The following is a 13,800-nucleotide window of genomic DNA, read 5'->3' on the forward strand; positions in this document are numbered from 1 at the left end:
GCTGCCAAATTCTCTTTGGCTGCCGATTTTTTGATGTGGGCGGCGAATTCGGCAGGTGAAAAAAGCAATCAGTGATGGCGCAAGCGTCCTCGCTTGTGTCCATATTACAGGGTACGAGCGAGTCAACTACGCCAAAGGCTTCGTTGACCATGGACGCTCGCGCTATCTTTACTCCTCGTACCGAAGGTCCTCCTTCGGTACGCCGCTGTGGAAGCTCCGCTTCTATTCAGTTCTGCCGTGAATCCTTTCACGATTTCATCCATCACCCCTCGACCAGCAAGATTGCTTTTTCAAAGTTCAGCGCCTCGGGGTTTTATATATGCTTACGCGATACCCACGGCTACAAACAATTCGCGATGCCCACATCGCTTTTGTTTTTGCCGCGGGCTATTCATCTTTCACCCCTTTGGGGTGGGATTGCCCAGGTGCAATCAATTGTCTTCCATGCCATGGACTCGGCAGGCAAGGAAATGCGTCGGCTCGAATTCCCTTCGTCTGATGACTTTATGGTTTGGGGCCTGAATTATTCGCCAGCCCAGAAAAAGCACTATGCAGGCGAACGATCTGCGTCAGGCGAATAATTTGGCAGGTGAGCCAAAGGCATCCCTCCGACGAAAAAGACAATCGTCAGCCGATTGTTCATCAACATTATTTCCCAAACGATAGCACCTTAACAGGATCGGTTTTGGCAGCGATTCGGGCGGGTAACCATGAGGCGAGGGCGCAAAGCAAGAGTGTAACAGCTCCAACAATAATAAAATCAAGGAGGTGAGGCTCTACCGGAGCATAGCTCATGTAGTAGTTTTCTTCAGAGAGAGGAATAATCTGATAGGTGACCTGGAGCCAATAAAAGAGTAATGAAATGCCAATTCCTGTTATGAGGCCCGAAACAGCTACAAAAATGCCCTCCAACAGGAAAATTTGACGAATAGCTCGGCTCTTGGCTCCAATCGTTTTAAGAATACCGACATCTTTTACCCGCTCAAGAACCATCATCAACACTGTGCCAATAAGATTGAAAGCTGCTACGATAACCATCACGCTTATTACAAGAGGGATGGTCTCTTCCTGGAGATCGATCCAGGCAAAGATATTTCTGTATCTCTGGTAAATGCTTTCGGTCACATATGGGAATTGCGTGGCATCCCGAATGTTACTGTAAATAGTTTCGATTTGATCCTGGCTGGATACGTTAATCTCCATAGAACTGGCGTAATTCGAATCGTATCCAAAAAGCTGCCGAACCGGTTCGTTTGTGGTAAGCGCAAAATTATCGTCAAATCTTGCAATTCCGGTTTGATAAATCCCGGTCAGTGTAAACTGTTCAATTTCCGGTGTGTTAAATGGGGTTGGGAGTCCGTCAAGAGCAAAAACGGTGACTTTATCTCCAATGTTTGCATCAATTGTTCTGGCTAAATCCTGGCCGATTATTAGTCCTGGTAAACCACTATCCTGGATGGACAAATTGTAGCTGCCTTCCAGAACATAATCTCTCAGTTGTGTGACATCTCCCGATTCGGGCACTCCTTTGATCAGCGTTCCGCTCACCTCACCGGCGGATTGAATCATCACCTGACCCAAAACAACCGGTTGAACTTCTTCAACTCCTTCAAAATCAGACAGGTATGTTTGAAGAGTATCTGCCCGAAGAAGCGGGTCGTTCATGAAGGTGTTGACGGTGATATGAGGTGCAAAACCAACTATCTTCTCGTTGATGGTTGACTTGAATCCATGAACAATAGAGAGAGCAATCAGCAGCCCGGCAGAGCCAATAGCTACCCCGCCAATCGCCATGATCTTGATAAAGGAGAGAAACCGCGACTCACGCTTTTTACTCCAAAAATACTTACCGGCAATGTACCAGGTGAATTTCATCCTCAGTTGCTGGTTACTTGTTACTGGTTTCTGGTGATTTTATTCCCAATTATTCTCAACGTATTGGATGAATTTGTTAATTCTCTTGCCAAGAACTATATACTTGTCGAGAAGTTCTGTGAGTGGATTTTTGGGATAGTGAATATCACTTATCATTCTGAGATGGTCGATAGTTTCATCACAGGAACTTTGGGAGTAGACTAAAAATTTAATGAATTCTTGTTTATACCTTCGTCTGCCAAATCCTTCAACGATATTATCTTTGATACTTTTACTCGATCTTCTGATCTGACTTCCCTGTTCATAAAGCTCATATTTTGGAAGTTTCAAGCTCATTTGATGAACTTCGAGGGCAAGCTGATAAGCCTCTTTGTATATGTCGAGATCTCTGTAACTTTTCAATTATTTTAAGCGATTTTTTAATAGTACATCGAAATATCTTACCAGCAACCAGCAACCAGCAACCAGCAACCAGCAACCAGCAACCAGCAACCTAATCTTTTTCCGGCCTCATCAATGGAAAGAAAAGCACATCACGGATGGAATCGGAGTTGGTCATGATCATCGCGAGGCGGTCAATTCCAATACCGATACCGGCTGTTGGAGGCATTCCGTATTCAATGGCTTTCAGGAAATCTTCATCCACGGTCATCGCTTCGTCATCTCCTTCGGTTCGGAGGCGGGCCTGTTCCTCAAAACGTTCACGCTGATCCACAGGATCGTTCAACTCAGAAAATGCATTGGCAATCTCTTTTCCATTACAGATCGCTTCAAACCGTTCCACAAGTCCCTCTTTACTGCGATGCTTTTTGGCAAGCGGACTCATCTCGATCGGGTAATCGGTGATAAATGTAGGCTGAATGAGCTTTGGCTCAACCGTTTCACCAAAAATTTCGTCAATCAGTTTTCCTTTGCCCATTCCATCTTCTACATGGATCTCAAGCTCTCTGGCGATATTTCGGATTTCGTCTTCTGTCTTATCTGACAGATCATACCCTGTTTCGTTTTCGATCGCTTCATACATCGGAATGCGTGGCCAGGGTCGTTTAAAGTCGATCTCATTTTCACCCACGGTCACTTTTGTCGTACCGTGAAGCTCAAGAGCTACTTTTTCGATCATCTCTTCCATGAAATCCATCATCCAGTTGTAATCTTTGTAAGCTACATACAACTCCACCTGGGTGAATTCAGGGTTATGAAAACGGGAGAGTCCCTCATTTCTAAAATCTTTCGAGAATTCGTATACACCATCGAAACCGCCGACAATGAGCCGCTTCAGGTAGAGCTCATTCGCAATACGCAGATATAGATCCATATCCAGCGCGTTATGATGGGTTTTAAACGGACGTGCAGAAGCTCCGCCATAGATCGGCTGAAGAACAGGAGTTTCTACCTCCATATATCCCCGTTCGTTCATAAAATTGCGCATGGTTTGCACCATTTGGGTGCGCTGCTTGAAAACCTTTTTTACGTCCGTATTCACAACCAGATCCACATAACGCTGGCGATATCGAAGCTCTTTATCAGAAAATGCATCATACGTAACGGTTTCGCCTTCCTCGTTTTCAACTTCTTTAGGAGTAGGAAGGGGACGTACAGTTTTCCCCAGGAAATGAAATTCATCTGCAAAAATTGTAGTCTCTCCGGTACCGGTTTGAAATACATGTCCTTTTATTCCGACAAAATCACCAATATCTACCAGCTTTTTGAACACTTTGTTGTACTCCTCAACGCCCACGTCATCCCGGCGGATGTAGATCTGTATGATGCCCTGGGAATCCTGTAGATTGAAAAAAGAGGCTTTCCCCATGATTCGTTGGGTCATTACGCGTCCGGCTACGGAAACCCGTTTTGCATCCTCGTCTGGTTCGAAGTCCGTTAAATACTCAGATTCGTTGTCTAAAATTTCTTTGGAATGATGGGTAACATCATATTCAAAAGGGTAGGGGTTCACACCCAGTTCCTGAAGTTTATCGAGTTTTTCGAGCCTTATTTCTTGCTGTTCACTTAGTGATGATTCAGTATTACTCATCTAAAATTTTGATCTGTCTATGATTAATTTTCGAACTAAAAAAGATAAGAAAAGTTCACGGAAAGTGGCATTTCTTGTTGAAATCATTCAGGTTGACGGAGATTAGAAGATTATTGATGGAATTGGTAGATTTTAGTTCACTATGAAAACAGAAAAATCATCCCTGCAACGACTGACAGAGGCCTGTTTGCCGGATAGTATCTTTGTCTGCTTCGAACCATTTGAGACGGATATAAAAAAAGATGAACTGGATCTGCTGGAAAGTCAATCGGGAAGATTGCTTATTAAAAAAATGTCTGATCTTTTTTTAGAGTCTGATGAGATCAAAATCTTTACTAAAAAAAATGAGAAGCCCAAAGCACATTGCGAGGGGGAAGAGGTTTCCGTGAGTTTTTCGCATACTACGGATGGCGTGGCCGGGACCGTATCAAAACAATTTAATGTGGGGTGTGATATAGAGCATGCGAACCGGAACGTGCATTCCAAATTAGTTGACCGAATGAAACATGAGAACGAATTGGAAAGTTTTTATGAACAGACGGATGCGATAAGAATCTGGACGCTGAAAGAAGCGGCCCTGAAAATGATTGGCACCGGACTACGAAAACCGATGAATAGTGTTTGGATTTCAACAAAAGGGGAGAACCGGTTTGCGGTTCAGTTTGATGATGGAAAAAAGGCAAAGATTTGTAGTTTCGGGCATAAGGATCATTGGATATCCGTTTGTTATCAACCATTGCACGCATAGTGTAAGTATCCGTTTTTTACTTGTTCCGAAGGTCCTCCTTCGGAACGCCAACCCGAAGCTTCTTTTCAAGTTAACTTTCCAACAATTAAAGGACCGAAACACTACAGATATTTGATTAGAAGCAGGGCTTCGTACGTGTTTAGCAACCTGGAAACGAAAAAAGCCAGTCTCTTGGCACAGACCGTTGTTTCTCCCTCACCCCTTCGCCCCTCTCCCGCGGGAGAGGGGTTGGGGAGAGGGGGAAACGATGAATGGTCACTGAAAACAGAGATTCTTTTAGTACTATACCCATACAGAGCTTCTAAGTGCAATCTTCCGAAGTAAGACCTTCGGAACAAGTAAATACGTTAACAATAATTTTTTTATGAATGGACAGATCCAAACCAACCATCACAATAATCGGAACAGGCGCGCTTGGTTCAACACTGCAAATGTTTTTTGAGGAGAACGGGTACCTGGTTCGTTCAGCCTGGAATAGCAGGAGGGGCTTGATCTATTCCGATTCATCTGAAAAGTTTGAAACCGTTGACAGAACACTCCCTGAGAGTGATAGCGAAAGTGGTGATCTTATTTTTATCACAACTCCGGATGATTTGATCAAAAGAACGGCTCAGTCATTATCCAATCAACCCATTTCCTGGGGCAAAAAAATTGTGGTTCACTGCTCGGGAAATCTCACCTCGGATGAACTGACGTCCCTTTCAGAATCGGGTGCTAAAACGGTTTCTATGCACCCGCTTCAAACATTTAAAAGAGGGGATGGGAGCGACCGGTTCAACGATATAACCATGAGTCTTCAGGGTGATAACGATGCGAAAGAGAAGTTAAAACCAATAATTCAGGAGATGGGTGCTCAATCCCTCAACCTGAATAAAAAGCAAAAAAGATATCTGCATATTGCCGCGGTAATGGCTTCCAATTATCTCGTAGCGTTGATGTTTAGCGTGGAAAATCTGCTGAAGGATGCAGAACTGAAGGAAGGATTTGATGCTCTTGAGACACTCGTAAATCAAACCGTCACAAATATTTTCGAGAAAGGCCCGGCGGATGCATTAACCGGACCCATTGCCAGGGGAGATGTTGAATCGGTTCAAACGCATTTGTCTGAATTAAGTGGGATCGATCAGAAAAATTTATATAAAATATTGGGACTCGAAGCGCTTAAAATCGCCCGGCAGAGTGGTTCTGTACCTGAGGATACGATGAATAAACTTTGTCGTCTTTTTGAGGAGAAGAACTCAAATAAGTGAAATGAGATCACCCAAGAAGATGGGCGACCTCATCGCTTATGAAGGAGATTTAGTTTTTACCTATCGTTAATATTAACGTAGTCACGTTCATTTGGCCCAACATAAATCTGCCGCGGACGAGAAATGGGTTCGTGATTATCTCTCATCTCTTTCCATTGGGCAATCCAGCCGGGTAAACGACCCAGGGCAAACATCACTGTAAACATCTCCGTGGGAATGCCAATGGCCCGGTATAGAATGCCTGAATAGAAATCAACATTTGGGTAGAGTTTCCTTTCAACAAAGTAGGAGTCGTTCAGGGCTACCTCTTCAAGTGATTTTGCGATTTCCAAAAGAGGATCGTTGATATCAAGCTCATCAAATACCTCGTCACTGACTTCTTTGATGATATTGGCACGCGGATCGAAATTTTTGTACACCCGGTGACCGAATCCCATCAGGCGAAAATCACTGCTTTTATCTTTTGCTTTCTCTACCATTTTTGCCACATCGCTGCCCTCGTCATGAATTTGTTGCAGCATCTCAATCACTTTTTGATTGGCGCCTCCGTGCAGCGGTCCCCAGAGGGCACAAACACCGGCAGAGATCGCAGCATATAAACTTGCGTGAGACGAACCGGCCATCCGAACCGTTGAAGCCGAGCAGTTTTGTTCATGATCGGCATGCAGAATCAGGAGAGTATTCAGCGCTTTAACGATGGTTGGATTGATCTCGTACTCCTCGGTAGGCAGGGCAAACATCATGTGCAGAAAATTCGAGCAGTAATCCAATTTGTTTTGAGGATACATAACCGGAAAACCCTGCGATTTTCTGTATGACCAGGCTGCAATGGTGGTGATTTTTGCGATCAGTCGCCGGATGGTTAAATCAACTTCGTCCGGATCTAATTCAGAACCCTGTGCATTCGGATAAAATGTTGAAAGTGCTCCAATCATGGATGCCAAAACACCCATCGGATGTGCTTTTGCGGGGTATCCTTCATAGAGCATCTTCATATCTTCGTGAATTAACGTATGCTTAGTGATGCCGTCGACAAACTTATCAAGCTGTTCTGAAGAGGGCAGTTCACCATATATCAACAGATAAGCCACCTCCAGGAAAGACGATTTTTCGGCAAGCTGCTCGATGGGGTATCCCCTGTACCTCAAAATTCCTTCTTCGCCATTCAAAAAGGTGATGGCACTTCTTGTTGCCCCGGTACTCTTGTATCCAAGATCGGATGTAATAAGTCCGGTTTCATTTCTAAGTCCGGAAATATCCAACGCTTTTTCGCCTTCGGTTCCCTCAATGACATCAAGTTCATAGGAGTCATTTCCGATGATTAGTTTTGCTTTATCCATGATTTAATCCTCGTTTCTTTTTTGGTTTTATCTTCTGCGGATGAAATTAACAGAATGGAAGCGCTTTCTTTATAGGATAAAATTTGAGCTGTGCATCGGGGAAATTCCTATGCCATAGTTTTAAGAATAGAAGTGAAGTTTTTGGTAGATGATAAGTTTGAATTCACTCCCCGGGGGCTTGAAGAATAGGAATGAATAAAAAGCCATCCTTTAATTTTAGTATTGTTTGCTTTTAATTATACTATTCGGTGAGAGCGAACAACGATAATGGGTATATGACACTCACACCAGAACAGATTGCACGACAGGAGATTGACCGAAGACTTGAGCAAGCGGGTTGGTCAGTCCAGGACTATAAAAAGATAGACTTTGGAGCTGAAAATGGAAAAAGTATTAGATATACAGAAGTAAAATTCGGGATTAATAAAATGCTAAACTGACTTAATTAAGAAGATGAAAAACGTTGAGAAACCAAGTCGAATACATTTAAGTAAACTCATAAGTAATTTACGTGAAGGAAATTATGTTATCCCGGATTTTCAGCGGGAATTTGAATGGAAACCGTGGGATGTATTGGATTTAATCAGGTCGATCTTTTCTGATTATTATATTGGTACATTATTACTTTGGGAAGGAAATGAAAAACATTTTAAAACCTTAAGCTGTGAATCCATATACGGATATAAGGGAGAACCAAATCCCGAATACGTTGTGTTAGATGGTCAACAACGTTTGACGGCTTTGCACTATGTGTTTTTTGGCCCTGATATAAACTTTAGAAATAGGGCAAACAGATATTTGTTTTTTGTAAATATTCCAGAGCTTTTAGATGAAAATTTTGAGGAAGCATTTTTCTATTCTTATTACAAAAAACACGAGCGATTACTTGAGAATCCTGAAGAACAATTCGATCAGCATGTTTATCCATTAAGCTTCTTTTCAAAAAAAGGATATGATCGTTACAGATGGTTCGATCAATACGAAAAATATTGGGTGAATAAAGCCAGTGAGATTGAAAAGGAAGATCCCACTAATACTGAAGTAATTAACGAATATAGGAACTATTCAAAGAGAGGAAATGAACTGAGAGACTATTTTGAAGAGTTGTTAAATGAGTACTATGTAAGTTTTATTGAGTTAGGAGAAAATATTGAGTTGGCGAAAGTTTGTGACATCTTTACCCAAATTAATAGTAAAGGTGTTCGTCTTGATATATTTGATCTTCTAAATGCTATTCTTCGACCACAAGAGATATATCTAAAAGACAGGTGGAAGTCGGTAAAACCACGACTCTCTTTTGCTGATCCCGGTAAGATGAAAATATACATTCTTCAAGTGATGTCGATTCTTGAACAAGCCTACTGTTTGCCAAAATATCTTTATTACTTGGTACCCGAAGCTGAGAAAACCATTCGAAATCCAGATGGTTCGAAGGAAACAAAGATTCTTATTGATGACAAAGATGAATTTGTCAGTAAGTGGGATAGTGCTGTAAAATATATTGAGAGTGCTATAAAGAATTTAAAAAATCCTCGTGATTTTGGTGCAATACTATCAAGTTACTTACCATATCCTTCCATTTTACCAGCCTTTGCAGCAATTAAAGCGTATATCAGTAGTGATGAAGTATCAAACAAGTTAGATGCTTTAAAAAAGCTTAGAAAATGGTACTGGGCTTCGATTTTTCTAAATCGATATTCAAGCTCGGTTGAATCTACTTCAGCAAAAGATTTTCAGGATTTAAGAGATTGGTTTCAGAACGATAACGATGAGCCTGAATACGTATCTGAATTTATTCGAGATTATAAGAATATTGATCTTCTGAGTGAAGTGAAAAAAGGATCGGCCATTTATAAAGCGATTTTTAATGTATTGATCATAAATGGTGCTAAAGATTGGCAGACATTTGAATTGCCTGAATATGACTCATTAGATGACCATCATATAATTCCAAGTTCTCTCTTCAGAGATGAAGTGGGCGGAAAAATAAACAGCATTTTAAATCGGACCCCGCTTTCACCGAATACTAATCGAAATCTAATCAATAATCGGATGCCCAATGAGTATTTAAAAGAGATGATACAAAAGAACGGTGAAAAGGAATTTTACGATGTATTAGAATCTCATCTAATTTCAAAAAAAGCAGCTAAGATTTTGTTGAGAGATCCTTTTACTGCTAATGATTTTGACCAATATATAGAGGAGCGAAGAAAATCTATTATGGATGCAATAGAAAATGTTTGTATCAGAGAGATGACGAAGATTACTCCTGCTCTAAAAGATCTGGATAATAAGATAGAACAGATTGAATTAGGTTTAAGAAATCTTATTTCTTCAGTTTACAGAAGAAACGGAAAGAAGCTCAAAGAGTTTCTGCCGGGCCATTTGATCAACAAAATTGACATAAGAGTTAATAAAGAACTGAAAAGCAATCCACATTTGAAAGAAGATGACTTCGAACAGATTGAAGATCAAATTCAGTTCTTAGATTTCTCAGATTACTTCGATATAACAGCCACAAAATCTAATTGGAGTTCGTTTGAATCTATATTTGGGAATAAACAAGAATTACAGAATAGAATAAGAAAGCTTTCTGACTTGCGAAACCGAATCCGACATAGCAGAGATATAAATGAAACTGACAAGTTAGATGGTCAAGCTTCTATTACTTGGTTTAAAAATATATTCAACAGTTTATGACTACCAACAATGGGATCATACAAAAGATGTGGAATTTCGTTACCCAGAATAATCAAACACCGGAGTTTTTACCGTTTTTTTTGTTGGGCATTACACCGAATCTTTTTTTGGAGTTGCTCCACAGTTTCAGGAGCAAATACTGTCGCCGGTTTCTTTACGGTATTTCACGGTGTTCTCCTTTTCTCAAAACCGATCTATTTTGAAGGATCAGCTTGATAAAATCAATAAACGAAAATAGTATTCAAAACACACAATTTTCGTTATTTATTAGCATCCATTAATTAAACCAATAACATTGTGAGTAACAGGAATTTACTTATCAAAGAGATCAAAGAGCTGCCAGATGACAAACTGCATGAAGTGATAGATTTTGTGCAATTTTTAAAATCAGAGTCAGGGAAAGAGACTTGGGAAATTATGAAAATTAGTGAGTTTTCCCTTGCTAAAGAGTGGAATAATCCTATTGATAATAAGGTATGGAGTAATTTGTAAATAGAATTTCTAAATCACGAAAAAAATAAATAGAATGGATACGCAAGCATCAAAAATTGAACTCGCCAAGCTGATACTGGAACTGGAAGACCCAAAACTTATCAACAAAATCCGGGAACTGCTCTTGGATGAAAGCAGTCGGTTCAGGAAAACTCTGACAGAGCATGAAAAAGAGGAAATCAAACTCGGCCTTGAGCAACTGAACAGGGGGGAACGTATCTCATTTGAGGACTTCCTGAAAAAAGTATCCTGAAACTGTGAAGGTTTTTTTCTCTCCACTTGCAGAGTATAAACTGACTAAACTTCTCTTCTATCTTGAAGATGAATGGGGAAAGTCTTCCAAAGAGAAGTTTCTTAAAGAACTGGAAGCGAAAGTGAATCAAATTTCCAGTCAACCCAAAAGCACACCTCTGGCAGAGGATTTTGATAAGGTACATTGGTGCGTTGTTACTCCCCAAAGCTCCTTTTATTATCGGGTTTTAAAACAAGAAATCGAAGTTATCACAATCACTGACAATCGACAGAATCCGGATAAAACTATCAAAGAAATCAGAAGTCACTTTGCAGTATAGTATTCACTCTGTAACCTAACTTGCATATGACCTCGACAGAGATCAGAAAGAGTTTTTGAAGTATCAAATATTCAATTAGAAAATTACAAAGCAGATAGGGATACAAACGATACCTATTTCAATTCACAATGAGTTGTTCTTATATCAATTATTCGCCTCTTTGTTGTACAAATTTATTAACTGAATAAAAAAAACCTTTGCAAGCCAATAACTTACAAGGGTTTAAGTACCCGAGAAAGGACTCGAACCTTCACGACCTTGCGGTCACATGCACCTGAAGCATGCGCGTCTACCAATTCCGCCACTCGGGCAATTCAATAAAGACTTAAAATATAGGAAGGTTTACGGACAGATTGCAATAGGAATGTTGGGAAAAATTACAGGGTCTAAAGTTTAAAGTTCAAGGTCTAAGGTTTATCTGAATTTTAAACTTTATGAGGACTTACCCCATTATTGTAAGTGTAAACTTATTGCATGTTGTATGTCCTTTTGTCTTGATACAAAAGAACGCAAAAATCAAGACTGTGAATACTTGGCGGCGGACACGAGTTCACCGTGGAATCCTTTCAATGGTCCATCAGGCTTTCAGCCCTTAAATTTCGCTCCTCGCCGGTATGAAAGGATTCTTCTCACGGTTCTCTCGTTGTCCTTTTTCCCGCCAACTATTCAAGGTCGGTTATTTTTCTAAAATTACCATTTCTACTTTTTAAAGGTATTAAACTACTGTTATTTAATACTTTATCATACTTGAACTTAAAATTTCGGGGTAACTTCTCTAAACTTTATACCTTAAATTTTGGATTAGAAAGCTTATAATCCCTGAAAGAAAATTATAAAGACTGAATTACTTACAATGGAAAACGGTACGTTTGACGAAACCGGTCAAAAGATTTTTGAAAAGATCGATGCTTCTATCTTCTCATCTGCAAGTAAAGCTTCCAAAGTTGTAGCCTCAGAAATTGCCAATCTTATTCGGGCCCGAAATCAAACAGGGCAAAATACAGTTTTGGGGCTTGCCACAGGTTCCACACCGCTCCAGGTGTACAGTGAGTTGGTACGAATTCATAAGGAAGAAGAGCTCAGCTTTAAAAAAGTGATCACCTTTAACCTGGATGAATATTACCCGATGCATCCCGAGGAGATCCAAAGTTATGTGAGATTCATGCATGAGAATCTCTTCGACAAAATAGATATCCCGAAAAAAAATATTCACATACCCGATGGTACTATTCCCAAAGAGGATGTCTATGAATATTGCAAGGAATACGAACAGAAAATTGAAGAAGCCGGCGGACTCGACATACAGATTTTAGGGATCGGCCGGACCGGACATATAGGATTTAACGAACCGGGCTCGCTCGCCAAAACCCGAACACGGCTGGTTACTCTTGATGAGATCACCCGCTCGGATGCAGCCGCAGCATTTTATGGCGAAGAACGCGTTCCAAGGCAAGCTATTACGATGGGAGTGGGGACAATCCTGAGAGCCAAGAAAATCTATTTAATGGCCTGGGGCGAACCGAAGGCTAAAGTGATCAAAAAATCTCTGGAAGGAGAGGTGACCGAACAGATTCCAGCGACGTTTCTCCAAAATCATGAAAACACAAAAGTGATTCTGGATGAGGCCGCCGCATCAGAGCTGACCCGACGTAAAACGCCCTGGCTGGTCGGGCCGTGTGATTGGGATGAAAAAATGATCAAAAAAGCAGTCACATGGCTGAGCCTTACAGTAGAGAAGCCGATCCTAAAGCTCACGGATGAGGATTATAATCAGCATGGAATGAGCGATATACTGATTGAGTTTGGTCCGGCCTACAACATGAATATCCACATCTTTAATAAAGTACAGCATACCATTACAGGATGGCCCGGCGGGAAGCCCAATGCCGATGACACCCATCGGCCGGAACGGGCGGAACCACATCCCAAACGAGTTTTGGTTTTTTCACCGCATCCTGCGGATGATGTCGTTTCGATGGGAGGGACCCTGATGCGCCTGGTTGAACACGGACATGAGGTGCACGTGGCCTATCAAACTTCGGGTAATATTGCGGTGTATGATGATGAAGCTTTGCGATATGCGGATTTTATTTCACATCACAGTAAGAATACGGGGGAACAAAAGCTTTTCAGAAATCTGTCCGAAGCGGTTAAAGCTAAGGAACCGGGCGACCTCGATTCACCGGAGATGGTAGAGTTAAAAACGAATATCCGTAAAGTAGAAGCGCGATCAGCCTGCCGGTATTCCGGGATTCCCGACGATCAGATCCATTTCCTGGAGATGCCATTTTATGAAACGGGACGGGCACGAAAAAATCCTCTGTCTGAAAAAGATTACGATTTGGTAAAAGGGATCATTCAACGTGTAAAACCTCACCAGATATATGCGGCGGGTGATCTTTCTGATCCCCATGGAACTCATCGTATTTGCCTGGAAGCCTTACAGTCAGTGTTGAAAGATCTGAAGCATAATAATTGGTTTGACGATTGTTATGTATGGCTATACAGAGGGATTTGGCAGGATATTGAAGTCAGTGATATTGACATGGCTGTACCGTTGAGTCCCGGAGAAAGACTTAAAAAACGGAAAGCTATTTTTAAGCATACATCACAGAAAGATCAACCCAAATATCCCGGAACGGTGAGTAATGAATTCTGGATGGTGGCCGATGAGAAAACCATCAAAAATGCCCGGGATTACGACCGCTTAGGCCTTGCCGAGTACGATTCTATTGAAGGTTTTTCCCGATGGGAAATTTAACAATTGTGTTCATTGATCTATTAACCGATT

General features: G+C 41.2%; 13 protein-coding genes and 1 tRNA gene. 9 read left to right on the forward strand and 5 right to left on the reverse strand.

Annotated features, from left to right (window positions below; translation table 11 throughout):
• Positions 1-74: 74 nt before the first annotated feature.
• Entirely contained in the window at positions 75-581 is a 507-nt protein-coding gene (locus tag U5K72_09165) for a hypothetical protein (GenBank protein MDZ7718972.1), read from the forward strand.
• Positions 582-648: 67 nt separating this feature from the next.
• Here the strand turns inward: U5K72_09165 and U5K72_09170 are convergent, their stop codons facing one another.
• The 3 genes from U5K72_09170 to lysS all read right to left on the reverse strand — a co-directional run bounded on the left by U5K72_09170 (position 649) and on the right by lysS (position 3,907).
• Positions 649-1,875 (reverse strand): ABC transporter permease, encoded by a 1,227-nt coding sequence (locus U5K72_09170; GenBank protein ID MDZ7718973.1) that lies wholly within the window; start codon positions 1,873-1,875, stop codon positions 649-651.
• A 39-nt stretch (positions 1,876-1,914) separates the two neighbouring features.
• Positions 1,915-2,277, reverse strand: a complete 363-nt coding sequence (locus tag U5K72_09175; GenBank protein ID MDZ7718974.1) for a four helix bundle protein — start codon at positions 2,275-2,277, stop codon at positions 1,915-1,917.
• Between the two features lie 91 nt (positions 2,278-2,368).
• Complete coding sequence (lysS, locus tag U5K72_09180; GenBank protein MDZ7718975.1) at positions 2,369-3,907, reverse strand: lysine--tRNA ligase; 1,539 nt, start codon at positions 3,905-3,907, stop codon at positions 2,369-2,371.
• Between the two features lie 142 nt (positions 3,908-4,049).
• Between lysS and U5K72_09185 the strand changes: the two genes are divergently transcribed.
• Positions 4,050-4,655 carry a 4'-phosphopantetheinyl transferase superfamily protein gene (locus tag U5K72_09185; protein ID MDZ7718976.1) on the forward strand — a complete coding sequence of 202 codons (606 nt, stop codon included), beginning with the start codon at positions 4,050-4,052 and terminating at the stop codon, positions 4,653-4,655.
• 368 nt (positions 4,656-5,023) lie between these two features.
• Entirely contained in the window at positions 5,024-5,905 is an 882-nt protein-coding gene (locus tag U5K72_09190) for a DUF2520 domain-containing protein (protein MDZ7718977.1), read from the forward strand.
• Between the two features lie 56 nt (positions 5,906-5,961).
• Here U5K72_09190 and U5K72_09195 read toward each other — a convergent pair whose 3' ends face one another.
• A complete protein-coding gene (locus U5K72_09195; GenBank protein ID MDZ7718978.1) occupies positions 5,962-7,245 on the reverse strand; it encodes a citrate synthase in 1,284 nt (427 codons plus the stop codon).
• Between the two features lie 275 nt (positions 7,246-7,520).
• On the opposite strand from U5K72_09195, the gene U5K72_09200 reads away from it, so the two are divergent.
• From U5K72_09200 to U5K72_09220, 5 genes are all read left to right on the forward strand, one after another.
• Entirely contained in the window at positions 7,521-7,685 is a 165-nt protein-coding gene (locus tag U5K72_09200) for a hypothetical protein (GenBank protein MDZ7718979.1), read from the forward strand.
• A 13-nt stretch (positions 7,686-7,698) separates the two neighbouring features.
• Positions 7,699-9,945: a DUF262 domain-containing protein gene (locus U5K72_09205; GenBank protein MDZ7718980.1), complete on the forward strand. Its 2,247-nt coding sequence runs from the start codon at positions 7,699-7,701 to the stop codon at positions 9,943-9,945.
• Positions 9,946-10,242: 297 nt separating this feature from the next.
• Positions 10,243-10,437 carry a hypothetical protein gene (locus U5K72_09210; GenBank protein ID MDZ7718981.1) on the forward strand — a complete coding sequence of 65 codons (195 nt, stop codon included), beginning with the start codon at positions 10,243-10,245 and terminating at the stop codon, positions 10,435-10,437.
• Positions 10,438-10,471: 34 nt separating this feature from the next.
• Entirely contained in the window at positions 10,472-10,690 is a 219-nt protein-coding gene (locus U5K72_09215; GenBank protein MDZ7718982.1) for a hypothetical protein, read from the forward strand.
• A 4-nt stretch (positions 10,691-10,694) separates the two neighbouring features.
• On the forward strand, positions 10,695-11,009 hold the full coding sequence (locus U5K72_09220; protein ID MDZ7718983.1) for a type II toxin-antitoxin system RelE/ParE family toxin: 315 nt from the start codon (positions 10,695-10,697) through the stop codon (positions 11,007-11,009).
• A 227-nt stretch (positions 11,010-11,236) separates the two neighbouring features.
• Here U5K72_09220 and U5K72_09225 read toward each other — a convergent pair.
• A tRNA-Leu gene (locus U5K72_09225) sits at positions 11,237-11,320 on the reverse strand.
• A 542-nt stretch (positions 11,321-11,862) separates the two neighbouring features.
• Here U5K72_09225 and nagB point away from each other — a divergent pair.
• Positions 11,863-13,770 (forward strand): glucosamine-6-phosphate deaminase, encoded by a 1,908-nt coding sequence (nagB, locus tag U5K72_09230; protein MDZ7718984.1) that lies wholly within the window; start codon positions 11,863-11,865, stop codon positions 13,768-13,770.
• The last annotated feature ends 30 nt before the right edge of the window (positions 13,771-13,800 follow it).

The organism is Balneolaceae bacterium, from assembly GCA_034521495.1.
Taxonomy (GTDB): domain Bacteria; phylum Bacteroidota; class Rhodothermia; order Balneolales; family Balneolaceae; genus Rhodohalobacter.